This window comes from Belnapia rosea, from assembly GCF_900101615.1.
In the GTDB taxonomy this organism is placed as follows: domain Bacteria; phylum Pseudomonadota; class Alphaproteobacteria; order Acetobacterales; family Acetobacteraceae; genus Belnapia; species Belnapia rosea.
Genome location: NZ_FMZX01000011.1, coordinates 81760 through 98953, shown reverse-complemented (window position 1 = coordinate 98953; position 17194 = coordinate 81760). Strand labels below are relative to the sequence as shown.

General features: G+C 73.5%; 16 protein-coding genes. 8 read left to right on the top strand and 8 right to left on the bottom strand.

Annotated features, from left to right (window positions below; translation table 11 throughout):
* Positions 1–65 precede the first annotated feature (65 nt).
* Complete coding sequence (locus tag BLR02_RS17665) at positions 66–473, bottom strand: ester cyclase (protein WP_176849650.1); 408 nt, start codon at positions 471–473, stop codon at positions 66–68.
* 143 nt (positions 474–616) lie between these two features.
* Here BLR02_RS17665 and BLR02_RS17660 point away from each other — a divergent pair, with 143 nt between their 5' ends.
* The 6 genes from BLR02_RS17660 to BLR02_RS17635 all read left to right on the top strand — a co-directional run bounded on the left by BLR02_RS17660 (position 617) and on the right by BLR02_RS17635 (position 5915).
* On the top strand, positions 617–1072 hold the full coding sequence (locus tag BLR02_RS17660; RefSeq protein ID WP_176849649.1) for a cupin domain-containing protein: 456 nt from the start codon (positions 617–619) through the stop codon (positions 1070–1072).
* A gap of 215 nt (positions 1073–1287) precedes the next feature.
* A complete protein-coding gene (locus tag BLR02_RS17655) occupies positions 1288–2250 on the top strand; it encodes a Bug family tripartite tricarboxylate transporter substrate binding protein (RefSeq protein ID WP_176849648.1) in 963 nt (320 codons plus the stop codon).
* Between the two features lie 11 nt (positions 2251–2261).
* Positions 2262–3395, top strand: a complete 1134-nt coding sequence (locus BLR02_RS17650; protein ID WP_090565243.1) for a zinc-dependent alcohol dehydrogenase family protein — start codon at positions 2262–2264, stop codon at positions 3393–3395.
* Positions 3396–3432: 37 nt separating this feature from the next.
* Positions 3433–4263, top strand: coding sequence for a hypothetical protein (locus tag BLR02_RS17645; RefSeq protein WP_143018180.1), 831 nt, complete (start codon positions 3433–3435; stop codon positions 4261–4263).
* Positions 4264–4267: 4 nt separating this feature from the next.
* Entirely contained in the window at positions 4268–5002 is a 735-nt protein-coding gene (locus BLR02_RS17640) for an aspartate/glutamate racemase family protein (RefSeq protein WP_090664119.1), read from the top strand.
* 70 nt (positions 5003–5072) lie between these two features.
* The gene (locus BLR02_RS17635) at positions 5073–5915 is read left to right on the top strand and encodes an alpha/beta fold hydrolase (protein WP_090565248.1); all 843 of its coding nucleotides are present in this window, start codon (positions 5073–5075) and stop codon (positions 5913–5915) included.
* Here the strand turns inward: BLR02_RS17635 and BLR02_RS17630 are convergent.
* The 4 genes from BLR02_RS17630 to BLR02_RS17615 all read right to left on the bottom strand — a co-directional run bounded on the left by BLR02_RS17630 (position 5854) and on the right by BLR02_RS17615 (position 9452).
* Positions 5854–6612 carry an endonuclease/exonuclease/phosphatase family protein gene (locus tag BLR02_RS17630; protein WP_176849647.1) on the bottom strand — a complete coding sequence of 253 codons (759 nt, stop codon included), beginning with the start codon at positions 6610–6612 and terminating at the stop codon, positions 5854–5856. The two genes, BLR02_RS17635 and BLR02_RS17630, sit on opposite strands and share 62 nt — an antisense overlap.
* 7 nt (positions 6613–6619) lie before the next feature.
* Positions 6620–7204, bottom strand: a complete 585-nt coding sequence (locus tag BLR02_RS17625) for a hypothetical protein (protein ID WP_090565252.1) — start codon at positions 7202–7204, stop codon at positions 6620–6622.
* A gap of 61 nt (positions 7205–7265) precedes the next feature.
* On the bottom strand, positions 7266–9083 hold the full coding sequence (locus BLR02_RS17620) for an ABC-F family ATP-binding cassette domain-containing protein (RefSeq protein ID WP_090664117.1): 1818 nt from the start codon (positions 9081–9083) through the stop codon (positions 7266–7268).
* A gap of 72 nt (positions 9084–9155) precedes the next feature.
* Entirely contained in the window at positions 9156–9452 is a 297-nt protein-coding gene (locus BLR02_RS17615; RefSeq protein WP_176849646.1) for a type II toxin-antitoxin system prevent-host-death family antitoxin, read from the bottom strand.
* 242 nt (positions 9453–9694) lie between these two features.
* On the opposite strand from BLR02_RS17615, the gene BLR02_RS17610 reads away from it, so the two are divergent.
* Both BLR02_RS17610 and BLR02_RS17605 read left to right on the top strand, forming a co-directional pair.
* Positions 9695–12763 carry a CHAT domain-containing protein gene (locus BLR02_RS17610; protein ID WP_090664115.1) on the top strand — a complete coding sequence of 1023 codons (3069 nt, stop codon included), beginning with the start codon at positions 9695–9697 and terminating at the stop codon, positions 12761–12763.
* A gap of 67 nt (positions 12764–12830) precedes the next feature.
* A complete protein-coding gene (locus BLR02_RS17605) occupies positions 12831–14846 on the top strand; it encodes a serine/threonine-protein kinase (protein WP_176849645.1) in 2016 nt (671 codons plus the stop codon).
* A 9-nt stretch (positions 14847–14855) separates the two neighbouring features.
* Here the strand turns inward: BLR02_RS17605 and BLR02_RS17600 are convergent, their stop codons facing one another.
* The 3 genes from BLR02_RS17600 to BLR02_RS17590 all read right to left on the bottom strand — a co-directional run bounded on the left by BLR02_RS17600 (position 14856) and on the right by BLR02_RS17590 (position 17088).
* The gene (locus BLR02_RS17600) at positions 14856–15776 is read right to left on the bottom strand and encodes a hypothetical protein (protein ID WP_090664113.1); all 921 of its coding nucleotides are present in this window, start codon (positions 15774–15776) and stop codon (positions 14856–14858) included.
* Between the two features lie 6 nt (positions 15777–15782).
* Positions 15783–16454 (bottom strand): OmpA family protein, encoded by a 672-nt coding sequence (locus BLR02_RS30895; protein WP_090664112.1) that lies wholly within the window; start codon positions 16452–16454, stop codon positions 15783–15785.
* Between the two features lie 70 nt (positions 16455–16524).
* Positions 16525–17088, bottom strand: a complete 564-nt coding sequence (locus tag BLR02_RS17590; RefSeq protein ID WP_090664111.1) for an OmpA family protein — start codon at positions 17086–17088, stop codon at positions 16525–16527.
* Positions 17089–17194: the final 106 nt, after the last annotated feature.

Sequence of the window (17194 nt, the reverse complement as noted above, 5' to 3'; positions counted from 1 at the left end):
CGCGTCGCAGCGCCGGGCCGGCACCATCGAGCGCTGGCCGCCTCGTTGCTGCGGCATGCCCGTGCTCATGACGCGATTTGCTGCATGAGACCGAAGACATCCATCTGGATCCGCGTGTCCTTCACCCTGACGGCTTCGATCCGGTCGATCACCATGCCGCGGACCGACACCTGGCGATGCGTGGCGGGCACGCCGAGGAACGCGGCCTTGTGCGTTCCGGTCCAGACGAAGCGCGTCAGCACCTTGTCGCCCTCGGCAATCTGCTCCTCCACGGTCCAGCGCATGTCCGGAAAGGCGCCCCGCATGCCCCGCAGCACCTCCTTCACGCCTGAAAGGCCGGGTCCCTGTCCCGGGAAGGGTTCGAGCTCCACGACATCCTCCGCGAAGTAATCGCCCGCGGCATCGAGCCTGCCCTCGTTGATGACCTGCTCGATGAAGTCACGGACGATCCGCTTGTTCCGTTCCGTGGACATTCGCGTCTCCCTTCCGGAGGAGCGGAGCTTGTTGCCGTTATCCGCCGGAGGCATCATTGCTTCATTCCGCGGTCAGGTCACCCCGGGCCCCGCGTTGCCCCGGCAGCGATGGCGTGGAAGGTTGCACAGCGCAGGAGATGCAGATGCCCGACCCGGCACCGAGCTACCATCTGTTCGGCAATGTTCTGACCTTCCGGGCCAGGCCATCCGAGGGCTCGGCGTTCCTCCTGTCCGAATGCCGATCGGCGCCGGGCGCCGGCGCCCCGCCCAACCGGCACCCGGAGGACGAGGAAGCCTTCTACATCCTCTCCGGCAGCTACGAGTTCAGCGTGGACGGCGTGACCCGGAACGTCGGGCCGGGCGACTACGTCCCGATCCCGACAGGCGCTCCGCACCACTTTCGCAATACGGGTCCCGGCATCGCCTCCATGCTGGTCCTGAACTCGCCCGGTCGGCAGCACGAGGCGTTCTTCTCCTCGCTCGGTGAGCCGGTGGACCAGGCAACCGAACCCGTCACGCCAGCCGGTCCGCCGCCGGACGCCGTGCTGGCCGGGCTGCGCCGCCTCTCAGCCGAATGCGGTGTCGAACTGCTCGTCTGAGGTCGCACGGCTCCGGGGGATGGCCGCATGGCGGCTGGGCCAGGCGTCTGACGAGGATCGTGGCGGCGGCGAGGGCGAGGACGGCAACAGCCACGCGGACGCCGCGCTCCCCGTCGCGGGCCGCAGCGGCCATTGTCCCGACCCGCTGGGGCTTGCTTGACGGGCCGGTTCCCTGGGCGAATGCTCGGGGCAAGGAACAGAAACGAGGGAACGCCATGCTCGATCGCCGAGGGATCCTCGCCGGCGCCGGGGCCATGCTGGCCTCCGCCGCGCGGGCCCAGCCCGCCTGGCCCGACCGGCCGATCCGCCTCCTGGTCGGCTTCCCGGCCGGCGGCCCGACCGACTTCGCCGCGCGGCTGCTGCAGGAACCCTTGCAGGGGCTCTGGGGCCAGCCGCTGGTGGTCGAGAACCGGCCCGGCGCCTCGCAGACCATCGCCACCGAGGCGCTGGCGAAATCGCCGCCCGACGGCAACACGCTGCTGCTCTGCACCAGCAACCTGACGACCAACCCGGCGGTCTTCTCGCGCCTGCCCTACGACACCTTCCGCGACATCACGCCGCTCGTCATCATCTACTCCTCGCCGACCATGCTCTTCACCGGGCCGGACCAGCCCTATCGCGGCGTGGCGGATGTGGTGGAGGCGGCACGGCGCCGGCCGGGAATGGCGGCGGCGACATCGGGCGTCGCCACCTCGGGCCACTTCGCCACCGAGATGTTCATGCGCGCGGCGGGGATCGAGCTGACCCATGTGCCCTATCGCGGCGCGGTGCCGGCCCTGCAGGACGTGATGGGCGGGCGGGTGCCGATCACCTTCTCCACCCTGTCCGGTGCCATCGCGCTCGCCCGCGACGGCAAGCTGCGGCCGATCGGCGTCGCGGCGCCGCGGCGGACCAAGGCCTTCCCCGACGTGCCGACCATGGCGGAGCAGGGGGTGCCGATCCGCGACACCTCGCCCTGGTACAGCTTCGTCGCGCCGGCCGGATTGCCGCAGCCGATCATCGACCGCATCGTCGGCGATGTGCAGGGGCTGCTGCGGCGGCCGGACATCGTCGCGCGCGTGGAGGAATCGGGCGGCGTGGTCGAAGGGGAAGGGCCGGCGGAATTCCGCGCCCGCATCCCACGGGAGATCGCGGTGAACACCGAGGTCGCCCGCATCGCCAGCATCCATATCGAATAAGGCATCACCGCATGCGCATGCAGGCCGCCATCCTGTTCGAGCCGGGCAAGCCACGCCCCTATGCCGCCAGCACACCGCTGGTGGTCGAGGAGGTGGAGCTCGAGGGACCCGGGCCGGGCGAGGTGCTGATCGAGATCGCCGCCGCCGGGCTCTGCCACTCGGACCTCTCGGCGATCGAGGGACTCCGGCCGCGGCCGCTGCCGGTCGTCATCGGGCATGAGGGGGCGGGCATCGTCCGCGAATGCGGCGAGGGCGTCACCGACCTGAAGCCGGACGACCATGTGGTGACGGTCTTCGTCTCCTCCTGCGGGGTCTGCCGGCAATGCGTCCGCGGCCGGCCGAATATCTGCCCGAGCGGCTTCGCCGCGCGCAGCGCCGGCACGCTGATCTCGGGCGCCCGGCGCATTCGCCGGCTGAATGGCGAGAGCGTCAACCACGGCAGCGGCCTCTCGCTCTTCGCGCAATATGCGGTGGTGGCGCGGCGGTCGATGGTGAGGATCGACCGCTCAATCCCGCTGGATGATGCGGCGATCTTCGGCTGCGCGGTGATGACGGGCGCGGGCGCGGTGCTGAACACGGCGGGGATGCGGGCGGGCGACACCATCGCGGTGGTCGGGCTCGGCGGCGTCGGCATGAATGCGCTCTTCGCCGCCGTCGCGGGCGGGGCGGAGCGCATCATCGCGGTCGATACCAGCGCCGAGAAGCTTGGGCTCGCCCGGCAATGGGGCGCGACGGACACCTTCCTGGCGACCGAGCCGGATTGCGCCGGGCAGATCCGTGCCGCGACGGAGGGCGGCGTCGACACGGTGATCGAGACCGCGGGCAATATCCGGGCGATGGAGCTGGCCTATGCCATCACCGCGCGCGGCGGCAGCGTGGTGAGCGCGGGGCTGCCGGCCACGGGCGCCAACTTCTCCTACATGCATGCCGGGCTGGTCTCGGACGAGAAGAGCATCCTCGGCAGCTACATGGGCAGCTGCGTGCCGGAGCGGGACATCCCGCGCTTCCTCGGCCTCTACCGCCGCGGGGCGCTGCCGGTCGGGCGGCTGAAATCCGGGACGTTGCCGCTCGAGGAGATCAATGCCGGCTTCGACCGGCTGGCCGAGGGCAGCGTGCTGCGCCAGGTGCTGCGGCCCAACGGGTGAGGCAGCAAAAGCCGGGGCGGAGTGCTAGGCTCCGGCCATGATCCCGTCGCCCCCTCGCCTCGTTCCCCAGGCCGGCCCCGCGGCCTGGGCCGGTTCCGCCCTGAGCCCCGCCGATTGGATGCTGCCGGTCGGGGCCGATGTCGCGGCCGGGCTGGCGGAGCCCGATACGCCCCCCGCCGGCCCGCTTGCCGCCCTGCTGCGGCAGGTGGCCGAGCGGCTGGATGAGGGACGGGGCTTCTGCCTGATCCGCGGCCTCAACCTCGACCGCGTGGCGGAGCCGGATGCCGCCCTGCTGGCACTCGGCCGGCAACTGGGGCGCCCGTTGCCGCAGGATGCCGCCGGCGCCCTGGTGGCGGGCCCGGCCGGGAATCGCGGCTTCCGCGCCGATCCGGCCGATGCCGCGGCGCTGCTCTGCCTCGGCACCCTGCCGGAGGGTGCCGTCGCGCTGGTATCAGCCCCGGCCCTGCATAATACGCTGCTGAAGGCGGACCGCGCGGCCCTCGCCGTGCTGTACCGCGACCTCCCCTATGGCGAGGGCGCCGCGCTGCCGGTCTTCACCACGGCCGATGGCGCCTTCCTCGGCCATCTCGACCGGGCCGCGATGGCCGGGGCAGGGCTCGATGCCGGGCAGGCGGCCGCGCTGGCCGGGCTTGAGGCCATGGCGGAGGCGCCCGGCCAGGCCCTGGCCCTGCCGCTGCATGCCGGGGACCTGCTGCTGACCAACCCACGGCTGGTCTGGACGCGCATCGCCCCGGGCTCGCCCGGCCTGCGCCGGCTCTGGCTGGAGCGGCCGGGCCCACGCTCGCTGCCCGAGGCTTTCCGGCGCGCCCTCGGCACCGGCCCCGCACCGCAGATGGTCGGGGGCTGACCCGATGCGCATCCTGGTCGCCAATGCGAACACCACCGAGGCCATCACCGAACTCTGCGCCGCCTCAGCCCGCGCGGCGGCCAGCCCGGGCACCGAGATCATCCCGGCCACGCCGCGCTTCGGCCCGGCGGTCATCGCCACGCGGGCGGAGAATGTCATCGCCGGGCATGCGCTGCTCACCCTCCTCGCCGGGCATGCGGGCGCGGTGGATGCGGTGCTGCTCGCCGTCAGCCACGACACCGCGCTGGAAGCGGCGCGGCAGCTCATGCCCTGCCCGGTGGTGGGGATGACGGAGGCGGCCTGCCTCACCGCCTGCCTCGCCGGCGGGCGCTTCGGCCTCGCCACCTTCGGGGGAACGGAGACCTACCGGGAGCGCATCGCCCAGCATGGGCTGAGCGGCCGGCTCGCGGGCCTCATCGGTGTCGATGCCACGCCGCAGGATGCGGTGCGGGACCCGGCGGGCGTCGCACTCAAGCTCCAGGATGCGATCGCCAGCCTGGCCGGGCAGGGGGCGGATTCCGTGGTGCTGGGCGGGGCCGCGCTCGCCGGCATGGCGCCGCGGCTGCAGCCGGAGGCGCCGGTGCCGCTGCTGGATGGCATCGCCTGCGGCGTGCGGCTGCTGGAGATGATGGTGGCGCTCGGCCTGCCCAAGCCGCGCCTCGGCAGCTTCGCCGCGCCGCGGGGCCGCGTGGTGGGTGGGGTCGAGGCGCCGCTCGCCGCCCTGCTGCGCGGCGGCTGAGTCGTCGCACGGCCCTTGCCGCGCGCGGCGCAGGGTGCAGGATCGGCCCTGGGAAGGAAGGAGACGCCCGATGCCCTATGCCCAAGCCGAAGGCGCGCGCCTGTGGTACGAGGAGGCCGGAAGCGGCCATCCGATCCTCTTCATCCATGAATTCGGCGCCGATCACCGCGAATGGGAGGACCAGGTCCGGTTCTTCTCGCGGGAGTACCGCTGCATCACCTATGCGGCGCGCGGCTACCCGCCCTCCGAGGTGCCGGAGAGCCCGAAGCTCTATGGCCAGGATTTCGCGGTGGCGGATGCGGCGGCGGTGCTGCGGCATCTCGGCATCCCGCGGGCGCATGTCGTCGGACTGTCGATGGGCGGCTTCGCGGCGCTGCTCTTCGGCATCCGCCACCCGGAGATGGCGGTCTCGCTGGTGCCGGCCGGGGCGGGCTCCGGCTCGCCACGGGCCGACCTGGCCGAGTTCCGGTCGCAATGCGCGGCGCGCGGCGACCGGCTGATCGCCGAGGGCTGGCCAGGGGCCATGGCCGAGGAGACGGGCCATGCGCCGACGCGCATCCAGCTCAAGAAGAAGGACCCGCGCGGCTGGGCCGCCTATATGGCGCGGCTCGCCGAGCATTCCGGCCTCGGCACCGGGCTGACGATGAAGCACTACCAGGGGGAGCGCGACTCGATCCTCGACTGGGAGGCCGAGCTGCGGCGGATGGAGGTGCCGACCCTGCTCGCCGTGGGCGACGAGGACTGGCCCTGCATCGAGACCAACATCTTCCTGAAGAAGGTGCTGCCGAATGCCGGGCTCTGGATGTGCCCGCGCACCGGCCATGCGATCAACCTCGAGGAGCCGGCGGCCTTCAATGCGGAGCTGGCGCGCTTCTTCTCGACGGTGGAGCGGGGGCGCTGGCGGCTGGGCTGAGGGCGGAGAGGTCCAGCCGCGCCACGAGCGGCAGGTGGTCCGAGGCGCGGCGGGCGAGGGGCGTGTCATGCACCTCGACCCGCGGCACCAGGGCGCGGGGATGGGCGAGGATCCGGTCGAGCGAGGCGACCGGGTGGAAGGCCGGGAAGGTCGGCGCCGCTGGCGGCGTGCCGAAGAACGGCGCCAGCACGCCGAGCGCCGAGGCCCCCGGCCGCCATTCGTTGAGGTCGCCGAGCAGCAGCGTCGGCATGGCGGGGCCGGCCTCGATCGCCGCCAGCAGGGCGCGGGCCTGCAGGCGGCGGCGCTCGCCACCGAGGCTCAGATGGGTGGCGATCAGGCGGAAGGGGCCCCAGCCGGCATCGAGTTCGGCCAGGACCGCGCCGCGCGGCTCCATCCCGCCGAGGCGGAGCGGGCGGGGCGGGGACAGCAGGCGGGTGCCGCGGCGGATCAGCACCACGTTGCTGCGCCAGCCCTGGTGGCCGGGCCGCTCCGCGATCGGCAGGGGGCAGAGGTCGAGGTCGCGGGCGAGGGCGGCGGCGTCGAGCATGGGCGTGCCGCGGCGGAAATAGGGCTGCGCCTCCTGCAGCGCGATCAGGTCCGGCGCGATCTCGGCGACGACGCCCTGGATGAGCGTGCGGCTGTCGCGCAGCCCGCCCGGCGCGCGGCCGCGATGGATGTTGTAGGTGGCGACAAGCACGGCCCGGTCAGTCGCCCGCTGGCAGGGGGGATGGGGCCAGGCGCGGGCCCAGGAGCCAGGCGGCCAGCGCCGCACCGGTCGTGGTCAGGACCACATCGGTCCAGGTGTCGGTCCAGTCGCCGATCAGCCCGGTCAGCGCCTCGAAGACTTCCCAGCCCACGCCGAGGACGAGCCCGAAGCCCGCCCCGGCGAGCAGGCAGTGCAGCGCGCCCCGCCGCGGCTGCGGCCATTCGAACAGGGCGATGAAGACCGCGCCGGCCAGCGCGCCATTCACCAGATGCACGACCTCGTCATAGGCGTTGGCACCGTAGAACCAGTTCAGCCCGAAGCCTGGGCTGACCAGCAGCGTCGCCAGCACCGGCGTGGCGTCGAGGCGGCGGGGCAGGGCGCGGAGCCGCGCGGGCAGCACCGGCATCCGCTCGCGGGGCGGCAGGATCAGGCCGAGGCAGCCAGCGAGGGCGGCCAGCGTGCCGGCGGCGGCGCCGCGCCGGTCGATGGACCAGAACCAGGCCGCCGTCGCGGCCAGGGCGAGGAGGCATAGCCAGGCGAACCAGGACTGGCGGCGCCAATCCTCGGCAGTCAGCAGGGCCAAACCGGCAGTCCTCCCCGTTCGAGGCCGGGATAACGCGCGGGAGCGCCGGCGGTGCCGCCGGTCAGCCGGCCTCGATCTCCTCGCGCAGCATTTCCAGCTCCAGCCATTCCTCCTCGGCGGCGGCGAGGTCCGCCTCCTTGGCGGTGAGGGCGGTGGTGAAGCGCTCGAAGCGGGCGCGGTCGCGGGTGTAGAGGTCAGGCGCGGCGAGGGCGGTGCGGAGGGTGGCGATGTCGCCCTGCAAGGCCTCCATCCGCGCGGGCAGCGTGTCCAGCGCATGCTGCTGCTTGAAGCTGAGCTTGCGGCGGGAAGGGGGCGGTGCGGCGGGCGTGGCAGCCGCGCGCGGTGCCTGGGCCGGTCTGGCGGCGGGCGCCGCCTTCGCCTCCACGCCGCGGCCGCGCTGGGCGACCATGTCGGAATAGCCGCCGGCATATTCCTGCCAGCGTCCCTCATCCTCGGCCACGATCACGCTGGTGCAGACGCGGTCGAGGAAGTCGCGGTCATGGCTGACGACGAGGACGGTGCCGGGATAATCCGCCAGCAGCTCCTCCAGCAGGTCCAGCGTCTCGAGGTCGAGGTCGTTGGTCGGCTCGTCGAGGACGAGGAGGTTGGAGGGGCGGGCGAAGGCGCGGGCCAGCATCAGCCGCCCCCGCTCGCCGCCCGAGAGCACGCCGACCGCGGTGCGGGCCTGGTCGGGCACGAAGAGGAAGTCCTTCATGTAGCCGACCACATGGCGGGGCGTGCCGCCGACATGCACCATGTCCGACTTGTCGCCGGTGAGGGCCTCGGCGAGGCTGATATCGGGGTCGAGGCTTTCGCGGCGCTGGTCGAGGGTGACCATCTGCAGCCCGGTGCCGAGGCGCACCGTGCCGGAATCGGGCTGCAGCACGCCGGTCAGCAGGTTCAGCAATGTGGTCTTGCCGGCGCCGTTCGGGCCGATGATGCCGATGCGGTCGCGGCGCAGCACGCGGGTCGAGAAATCCCGCACCACGGGCGGCGCGTCGCCATAGGCCTTGGTGACATGGTCCATCTGGGCGACGAGGGTGCCGGAGCCTTCGCCCTCGCTCGCCGCCATGCGCACCGTGCCGGTCGCGCGCAGCGCCTCGCGCCGGCGCTGGCGGAGGTCGGCGAGCTCGCCGACGCGGCGCATGTTGCGCTTGCGCCGGGCGGTGACGCCGTAGCGCATCCAGTGCTCCTCCCGCACGATCTGGCGGTCGAGCTTGTGGCGGGCGGCCTCCTCCTCCTCCAGCACCTGGTCGCGCCAGCCCTCGAAGGCGGCGAAGCCCTGTTCCAGCCGGCGGGTGGTGCCGCGGTCGAGCCAGACCATGGCGCGAGAGAGGGCGGTGAGGAAGCGGCGGTCATGGCTGATGAGGACGAGGGCGCCGCGGAAGCTGCCGAGCTCCTTCTCGAGCCAGGCGATGGCGGGCAGGTCGAGATGGTTGGTCGGCTCGTCGAGCAGCAGGATGTCGGGCGAGGGGGCCAGCGCCCGGGCCAGGGCGCAGCGCCGGGCCTCGCCGCCGGAGAGGCGTGCGGGGTGCTCCTCGCCGGTGAGGCCGAGCTCGTTCAGCAGCCAGCGGGCGCGGTAGGGGTCGTCATTCGGGCCGAGCCCGGCCTCGGCATAGGCGAGGGCCGTTGGCGCATCGCCGAAATCGGGCTCCTGCGGCAGGCTGCGGAGGGTTGCGCCGGGCTGCAGGAAGCGGGTGCCGCGCTCCGGCTCCAGCTCGCCGGCCGCGACCCGCAACAGGGTGGACTTGCCTGAGCCGTTGCGGCCGACGAGCGCCAGCCGCTCGCCCGGCTCGACCGAGAGGGTCGCGCCGGCGAGCAGCGGGGTGGTGCCCATCGACAGATGGATGTCCTGAAGCAGCAGAAGGGGCGGTGCCATGAGGCGGCAGTGGCGCCTGCCCGGCGCCGCCGTCAAGCCCGCCAACGCTCCCCCCGCCAACGCTCCCTGGGATCAGCGGCGGCGGGTGCGGCGCTTCGGCCCCGGCTCGGAGGGTTCGGCATCGAGCACGGGCGGCCGGGGGGCCGTGCTCCAGAGCCGCCGGTAGATGTCGAGCGGCAACAGGACGAAGGCCTCGGCGCCGTTCCGGGTCAGCACGATGGGGCCACGGACGGCCTGGTCGATCAGGCTCGGCACCTGCGCCTCGACCGGGGCGAGGTCCATGCGGGGAAGGCCCTCCAGGCCCGGCGCGGGATCGCCCTCGAATTCGGTCTCCACGGGCAGGTCCCGGTCATCCAGCCATCCGGCCATGCGCTCAGGCGATCCTTGCTGCGAGGCGCGGAGGATGCACGGAGGCGGGCCTGGGCGGCCAGGGAATAATCGGGGCCGGATCGCGGGCCCGATGCAGGCCTGGACCAAAATAGAGACGCGGCGCAGTCCGCTGGATGGCATTCTCTTTTGGTTGAAATGCCCGCTTATTCTTGCGCGGTCTGCTTAACAGGCGGCCAGATCTTCGTTAAACTACCCGTGATCGGCCAAGGGAAGCGCTGTCGATGGCTCTGTTGCGGGTCTCGCTGGAGGCGGCAGCCAAGGTGCTGGCGGTGGATGGCGCCCTCGCCCGGCTCGCAGGCGCGGCCGGTGCTGTTTGCCTTCTCCTGGCCATCGGCGGCTGTACCCGCCCGCCCGAGAGCGCCTATGTCGCGGCTTCGGCCAGCGCCGGCCCGATGGACCCGGCCGGCAAGGATGCGCGGGGCGAGGACTGCACCGCCCAGCGCGGTGCGGCGCTGCCGGCCGACCTGCCGGTGGCCCGCAGCCGCGAGGTCTATTGCGGCGGCTGGACCCAGCCGGCGGCGCGCGTGGTGCAGCTGCGCGGCCCGGCCGATGCGGCCCGGCTCGACGCCCTGGCCGCGGGCGGGCTCTGGCGCACCTGGCTCGACCAGCGCGTGACCTGCGCGGCGCCGCAGCCGACGACGCTGGCGGGCGGCGTCCCCGCCCGGCTGCTGGCCTGTACCCGCAAGAACGGCGGCTGGCCGCATGTCGCCCTCGTCGCGGCCGGGCCGGAGGGGCCGGTGCTGGCCGATGGGGTCGCCACGGCGACGCCGGTGATGGAGGGGCTGGCCACCGGCCGCGCCGCCGCGGCGGGCCAGGGACAGGGCCAGGGGCAGGCCCGTTCGGCCGCGCTCGAGATCGCGGTGCGGCGGCTCTCCGCCGAGGCCTTCAGCGCCAATGACGTCGGCCGCTACGAGGAGCTGATGAATCTCGGGCGCGAGCTGAACCAGGCTGAGAATTTCGCCGCCGCCGAGGATGCCTACCGCGCCGCCCTCGCCCTGCAGGAGAGGGTGCTCGGGCAGGACAATCCGGATACCGCGACGGCGCTGGTGCATCTCGCGCTCAACCTCTCGAACCAGGGCCGGATGCAGGAAGCGTCGGTGCTCTTCACCCGGGCCACGGTGCTGTCGGCCCGGGCCGCCGACCCGGTCGCACGGGCGCGGCTGGCGCATTACCAGGCGCTCTCGCTGCTGCAGGACGGGCAGGATGTGGCGGGCCTCGCCCGGCTGCGGGAGGCGGAGGCGCTCTATGCCGCTCTGGTGCCCTCCAGCATGCTGCGCGGTGCCGATGGCGGCGGGATGGTGAGCGACCCGGCCGCGGTCTCCGCCATGCTCGGCCTGTCGGAGGTGCGGCGCTATCTGGCGCGCACGCTGGCACGCGGCGAGGGGCGTGCGGCGGCGCCGGCGCTGATCGCCGACAGCCGCCGGCTGCTGCGGCAGACCGGCCTCGAGAACGGCCTGCTGGTGGCGCGGTCGCTGCGCACCGAGGCGGGCACCTACAGCTCGCTCGGCCGCGACGATGCGGCAACGCGCCAGCTCGAGGCGGCGTCGCAGCGCTTCGCCATCGCCGCGCCAGGCGAGCGGCCGGAGGCGGTGACGCTGTTCCTGAATGGCGCGAGGCGGGGGGCCGCCGGCCGCCGCGACGAGGCGCTGACCGCCTTCCGGGCCGGCGCCGCGATCCTCCGCGCGCGGCAGATCGCGCTGCCGATCAACCTCGTCCTCCCCTATCTCGACGCGCTGGATGCCGAGGCGGCAGCCCACCCGGCGGATGGGCCTGCGCTGCGCAAGGAGGCCTTCGCCGCGGCGCAGCTCGCCCAGCGCAGCAACACGGTGCGCTTCGTGCAGCAGGCCAGCGCGCGCATCGGCGCCGCCGCCGGCGATGCCCGCGTGGCCGAGGCGGTGCGCAGGCTGCAGGATGCCGACCAGGCGCTGCGCGGCCTCTTCGCCGAGCGTGACAGCGGCGCGGCGCCGGGGCTCGATGCGCGGATCGCCGCCGCCCAGCAGGCACGGGCGGAGGCCGAGAGCGTGGTCGCCGCCGCCGCGCCCGGCTACCGGCAGCTGCTGCTCAGCTCGGTCGATGCCGATGCCGTGGCTGCCGTGCTCGGGCCGCAGGAGGCGCTGGTCACCATGCTGCTCGGCCGCAGCCATGGCTGGGTGCTGATGGTCCGGGGCGGCGCGGTGCAGATGGCACGCTCCGCCCTCACCGAGGCGGAGGCGGGGCGGCTGGTGAATGCGCTGCGGGCGGGGGTGGTGGATGCCGGCGGCCGGCCGGGCCGTTTCGACCCGGCGCCGGCCCAGGCCCTCTACGCGGCGTTGCTGGCGCCGCTGGCCCGGCCGCTCGAAGGGGCGGAGACGCTGGTCGTGGTGCCGGACGGGCCGCTGCTCGGCATCCCCTTCGGCATGCTGCTGACCGGACCGGCCGACCCGGCGGCGCTCGGCGCGGCGCCCTGGCTGGTGCGGCGCCATGCCGTCGTGCATGTGCCTTCGCCGCAGACGCTGGTGACGCTGCGCGGCGCCGGGCCCGGCTCCGCCGCGCCGCTGGCTTATGGCGGCTTCGGCGATTTCGTCCCACCGAGCCCGGCGCAGCTGATCCGCAGCTTCCCCGTCGATCGCTGCGCCGCGGATGCGCGGCTGGCGGCCGGGCTGATGCGGCTGCCGGGAACGCGGATCGAGGTGCAGGAGGCGGAGCGGCTGATGGGCGCGCGGCCGCAGGATGTGCGGCTCGGCCCCGACTTCACCGCGGCCAGCCTGCGCGCGGCGGAGCTTGGACAGCGGCGGATCATCCATCTCGCCACCCATGCGCTGCTGCCGGGCGAGCTCTCCTGCCTGCAGGAGCCCTCGATCGTCGTCTCGCCGCAGGCGGGGGCCGCGGATGCCAATTCGGCCTTCGTCAAGGCAAGCGACCTGCTCGGCCTCAAGCTCGATGCCGATCTCATCATCCTGTCGGCCTGCAACACAGGCGGACCGGGCGGGGCAGGGGGTGGCGAGGCGCTCTCGGGCCTGGCGCGCGCCTTCTTCTATGCCGGGGCGCGCGGGCTGATGGTGACGCATTGGGCGGTGGACGATGCGGCGGCGGCGCTGACGGTCGCGGACTCGCTGCGCCGCCAGCAGGCCGGCGCTTCCTCGGCCGCGGCGCTGCGCGGTGCGCAGCTCCTGCTGCTGGACGAGGCGGGCCAGCGGCTGCCCGACGCCTTCGGCCATCCCTTCTACTGGGCGCCCTTCGCGCTGATCGGCGATGGCCGGCGTGCCGCGCCGGTGCAAACGGCGGCAGCGCAATCCGCGCCCAGGCTGTAGGATGTATCCCGCGCGGCATGACCAAGGCTCGCCGCGCGGGCAGGACAGCCTCGAGGTTGCTGGGCGGATGATTCCGAACGAGATCGCCGGGAAGTACGAGTTGCGCGGCACCCTGGGCAGCGGCGCCATGGGTACGGTGTATGATGCGCTCGACCGCAATATCGAGCGGCGCGTGGCGATCAAGGTGGTGAAGCTGCCGCCCGCCGGTGACCCGGAGGGGGAGGAGGCGCATGGGCGCTTCCGCCGCGAGGCGCAGGCGGCGGGGCGGCTGGCGCATCCGAACATCGTCGGCGTCTATGATTACGGCGAGAATGCCGAGAGCGCCTGGATCGTCATGGAGCTGGTCGAAGGCGGCTCGCTGAAGGACCGGCTGGACCGGAAGGAGCGCTTCCCCGTCCCCGAGATCGTCCGGATCATGGAGGAGGTGCTGGCGGCGCTGGCCTATTCCCATGGCCGCGGCGTCGTGCATCGGGACATCAAGCCGGGCAACATCATGCTGTCGGGCGATGGCGCGGTGAAGATGGCCGATTTCGGCATCGCGCGGCTCGAGAATTCCTCGATGACGCAGATCGGCACGGTCATGGGCACGCCGAGCTACATGGCGCCGGAGCAGCTGCGCGGCGAGACGGTGGATGCGCGCGCCGATATCTGGGCGGCCGGGGTGATGCTCTACCAGCTGCTGACCGGGGAGAAGCCTTTCGAGGGCGGCTTCTCGGCGGTGATGCACAAGGCGCTGCATACCGAGCCGCCGCCGCCCTCCAGGCTCTCGGTCACCGCGCCGCAGGCCTTCGACGCGGTGATTGCCCGCGCGCTGGCGAAGCGGCCGGAGGACCGGTACCCGGGCGCGGCCGCCTTCGCCGCCGCCATCCGCGCCGCGGCGGCGGCGCCCGCCGCGGCGCCGGAGGCCGGTGGCTTCAGCGGCGCCGGCCCGCTGCCCGGCCTCGACAGCGATGCGACGCTGGTCGGCACCATGCCGCCCGCCGCCCCGCCCGGCCCGGCCATGTCGGCCCCGCCGCCCACCCCACCGCCGGCCCTGGCGCGCAGGGCGCCGGTCGGGCTGATCGCTGGTGGGGCCGGGGTCCTGGCAGCCGCCGGCGTCATTGCCTTCATGCTGCTCGGCGGCGGGGATCAGGGGGCGGATCAGCAGCGGCTGGAGCAGCTTCGCCAGGCAGCGGAGCAGGAGGCGCGCCAGCGGGCCGAGGCGACACAGCCGGTGCCTGCCCCACAGGCGGCGACGGAGTCAGCCACACCCACCCCTCCGCCGCAGGCCGAGGCCGAGATCGAGCGACGGCTGCGGGAGGAGGAGGGGCGTCGCGCCGAGCAGGCGCGCCAGCAACAGGCGGCCGAGCAGGTGCGCCAGCAACAGGCCGCCGAACAGGCACGGCAGCAGCAGGTGGTCGAGGAGGCACGCCGGCGTGCCGATCAGCTCCGCGCCGATCTCGCCGCGGCCGGTGCGGCGCTGGCCGCCACGCCATGCAGCCTGCTGTCCTGGAGCGCGACTGCCACCAGGCTCACCCTCTCCGGCATCATCCGCCGGGGCGATGAGGCGCTGCTGCGCCAGCAGGTCGCGGCGCGTGGCCTGCCCGGCGATGCGGTGCAGATGCAGCTCCGCGGCTTCGACGGGCCCTATTGCGCCGCGCTCGACCTGCTGCGCCCCAATGCCGCGGGACAGGATGCCTCGCCCCAGGCCGGCATCATCGGCGCCACGCCGCTCGCCAAGGGGGAGTTGCTGCGGCTCTCCGTCACCATGCCGCCCTGGCCGGGGCATCTCACTGTCAGCTACCTCATGCAGTCGGGGGAGGTCGCGCATCTCGTCCCCTCCCGCGCCGAGGCGCCCAATGCGCAGCTCCGCCTGGGCGAGCCTGCCGGCAGCTTCACCGGGTGGGAGGTGGACGAGCCCTTCGGGACGGATCTGGTGCTGGTCGTCACCTCGGACCGGCCGATCCTCGCCCAGCGCCGGCCGGTGGTGGAGAAGGCGGAGGATTATCTCCGCGCCCTGGCACCCGCGCTGCGCGCCGCCCAGGCGCAGAATGGCCGCGTGGCCGTGCAGGCCGTGCTGGTGGAGACGGTGGCGCGGCGCTGACGCCCGGCCTCAGGGCAGCGTCAGGCCGACCCGCAGCAATTCCCGCAGCCGGTCCAGCGTCGCTGGCGCCAGGCCGACCTGGGCCGGGCCGAAGAGGCGCGGATCCGGGGTGAAGAGCAGATAGGCCATGGCCTCATTGGCCATCAGCTCATCATTGCCGGCATCATAGCCTTCGCGGCCGAGGAAGCCGCGGAAGGCGCCCCGTTCGGCCTCGGTGAAGCCGTTGCGCCAGACCGCCTGCACATGCCCGGCGAAGCCCGGCAGGGTGAAGTAATGCCCATGCCCGATCTCATGGCGCAGCACGGCCATGCGCATCGGCATATCCATCTGCGGGCCGGGCGCGGCGGCGGAGACCATGGCGAAGGGGCCCGGCCCGGCCGCGGCGGAGGCCAGGGCGAACTGGTCGCGCAGCCAGAGCTCGGCCTCGTTCAGCGCCACGCGGTCGCGTTCGGCGAGGGCGAAGAAGCGGGCGAGGTCGGCCGAGCGGTAGTCATGGCCCAGATACCAGGTGGCCGGCGTGTCGCCGCTGCGCGCGATGGCCGCCGCCAGCTCGGTGGCGTCAAGCAGGCGGTCGCGTGGCAGGCCGGCCTTCTCGATCAGCGCAGCCGCGCGGTTCAGCGCCTCGCCCTGCCGCGCGAGGTCGGGGAAGAGAAGCACGAAGACCTGCGGGTTCTCCCGCAACCGGTAAAGGCTTGGCTGCTCCGGCAGCAGGGCGAGCAATTCCGCCTCGGCCATCACCCGCACCATGGGCTGCGGCGGGGCCGGCGTCGCCGCGGGCGCGGGGCGCGCATCCTCGCCCGGACCACCGGCGCCGTACCAGACGCCGCCGCCCAGGAGGCCGAGCAGGGCCAGGCCGCCGATCAGGCCGCGCCGCGCCGAGCCCGGGCCCGGCGGCTTCAGCCTGACCGTATCATCCTCGGCTGGCGCCATCGGTGGTCAGTTGCCGATATTGACCACCTGGACGCGCCGGTTCCGCACCTCGTTCACCTGCGGCGGCGTCTGGACGAGGAGCTGCGAGGAGCCGAAGCCCACCGCGACGAGCCGGCTGTCCGTCACGCCATAGACCCGCGCGAGGTAGTCCCGCACGGCGGCGGCGCGGCGTTCGGACAGGGCCTGGTTCACGGCGGCGTCGCCGACCGTGTCGGTATGGCCCTCGATGCGGAAGCGGTAGGGGGCAAGGTCGGGCGAGGCGAGGGCGCGGCCGAGCGGGGCCAGGGCTCGCTCCGCCTCCGGCGTCAGCGTCGCCGAGCCGCTGGCGAAGGTGACGGTGATGGAGACGGAGGGCGCATCCGTCGTTGTCTCGCGCGGCATGGCCTTCGCGGCGGGGCGGCTGGTCGCGGATTGCTCCTGGGCGGGGGCGCGGTTCGGGGCGACGGCCTGCGGCCGGGCCGGTGCGGCAGGCGGGCTCCAGACCGGTGCAGGCGCCGCGACCGGGGCGGGCGCCGGCGCCTCGCCGGGGATGCGGATGCCGCGGGTTCCCGAACTGCCGGAGGGCTTCAGCCGGTCGATGAGGGATTGCGCGGCCAGGTCGCTCTGGGCGCCGGCATCCGGCGGCAACGCCAGAGCGAGCATGGCCGCGAGACCGGCGAGACGGGGGAGCCGAGCCATGAGGGGGATGCTTTCATGGAAGGGAGTTGGCAGGGATCGGAGGCGCATGGTTCGTGGCAGCAGCGGAGGGTCAGCCACCCAGGTTGATGACCTGCACCCGGCGGTTGCGCGCCTCGGCGGCCTCGTCGGGCGTGGCGACCAGGAGCTGGCTCTCACCAAGGCCGATGACGTCCAGCCGATCGGCGGAGATCCTGTGGCGGCTCGTCAGGTAGTCCCGGGCCGCGGCGGCGCGGCGCTCGGACAGGGCCTGGTTCGACTCGCGGCTGCCGACGGTGTCGGTGTGGCCCTCGATGCGGAAGCGGTAGGCCGCCAATTGCGGCGAGGCGAGGGCGCGGCCGAGCTCGTCCAGGCTGCGTTCCGCCTCGGGCGTCAGCACCGCGGAGCCGGTGGCGAAGCGCAGGCTGATCGAGGCGGCACCGACGCCGGGTGGCGCGGTCGTGGTACGGGCCGGCGCGGTGGCCGAGGGGCTCGGGGCCTCGGCGGGGACGCGGATGCCGCGTGTCGTCGGCTGAAGCTGCTCGATCAGCTCGCGCATGCCGGGATTCGCGGCCTCATTGCGCTGCGCGCTTGCCAGCCCGGGGGCGAGGAGAGCCGCAGCCCCGAGGACGATCAGGGCCCTTGCGGTGAGCGTCATGATCCACCTTCATTCGAGATCGCTATGATAACGCATAGGAACCGTGCCGCACATTGAGGCGAAGCCCGTGCACCTGCCGGTTCACCGCCGAAATTGGCGGTTGCGA

Excerpts from the sequence above, each read along its gene's own strand:
- BLR02_RS17665 (WP_176849650.1), bottom strand. The coding sequence starts at position 473 with ATGTCCACGGAACGGAACAAGCGGATCGTCCGTGACTTCATCGAGCAG.
- BLR02_RS17600 (WP_090664113.1), bottom strand. The coding sequence starts at position 15,776 with ATGGCGCCAGCCGAGGATGATACGGTCAGGCTGAAGCCGCCGGGCCCG.
- BLR02_RS17610 (WP_090664115.1), top strand. The coding sequence starts at position 9,695 with ATGGCTCTGTTGCGGGTCTCGCTGGAGGCGGCAGCCAAGGTGCTGGCG.
- BLR02_RS17645 (WP_143018180.1), top strand. The coding sequence starts at position 3,433 with ATGATCCCGTCGCCCCCTCGCCTCGTTCCCCAGGCCGGCCCCGCGGCC.
- BLR02_RS17660 (WP_176849649.1), top strand. The coding sequence starts at position 617 with ATGCCCGACCCGGCACCGAGCTACCATCTGTTCGGCAATGTTCTGACC.
- BLR02_RS17635 (WP_090565248.1), top strand. The coding sequence starts at position 5,073 with ATGCCCTATGCCCAAGCCGAAGGCGCGCGCCTGTGGTACGAGGAGGCC.
- BLR02_RS17605 (WP_176849645.1), top strand. The coding sequence starts at position 12,831 with ATGATTCCGAACGAGATCGCCGGGAAGTACGAGTTGCGCGGCACCCTG.
- BLR02_RS30895 (WP_090664112.1), bottom strand. The coding sequence starts at position 16,454 with ATGGCTCGGCTCCCCCGTCTCGCCGGTCTCGCGGCCATGCTCGCTCTG.
- BLR02_RS17615 (WP_176849646.1), bottom strand. The coding sequence starts at position 9,452 with ATGGCCGGATGGCTGGATGACCGGGACCTGCCCGTGGAGACCGAATTC.
- BLR02_RS17650 (WP_090565243.1), top strand. The coding sequence starts at position 2,262 with ATGCGCATGCAGGCCGCCATCCTGTTCGAGCCGGGCAAGCCACGCCCC.
- BLR02_RS17655 (WP_176849648.1), top strand. The coding sequence starts at position 1,288 with ATGCTCGATCGCCGAGGGATCCTCGCCGGCGCCGGGGCCATGCTGGCC.
- BLR02_RS17640 (WP_090664119.1), top strand. The coding sequence starts at position 4,268 with ATGCGCATCCTGGTCGCCAATGCGAACACCACCGAGGCCATCACCGAA.
- BLR02_RS17590 (WP_090664111.1), bottom strand. The coding sequence starts at position 17,088 with ATGACGCTCACCGCAAGGGCCCTGATCGTCCTCGGGGCTGCGGCTCTC.
- BLR02_RS17620 (WP_090664117.1), bottom strand. The coding sequence starts at position 9,083 with ATGGCACCGCCCCTTCTGCTGCTTCAGGACATCCATCTGTCGATGGGC.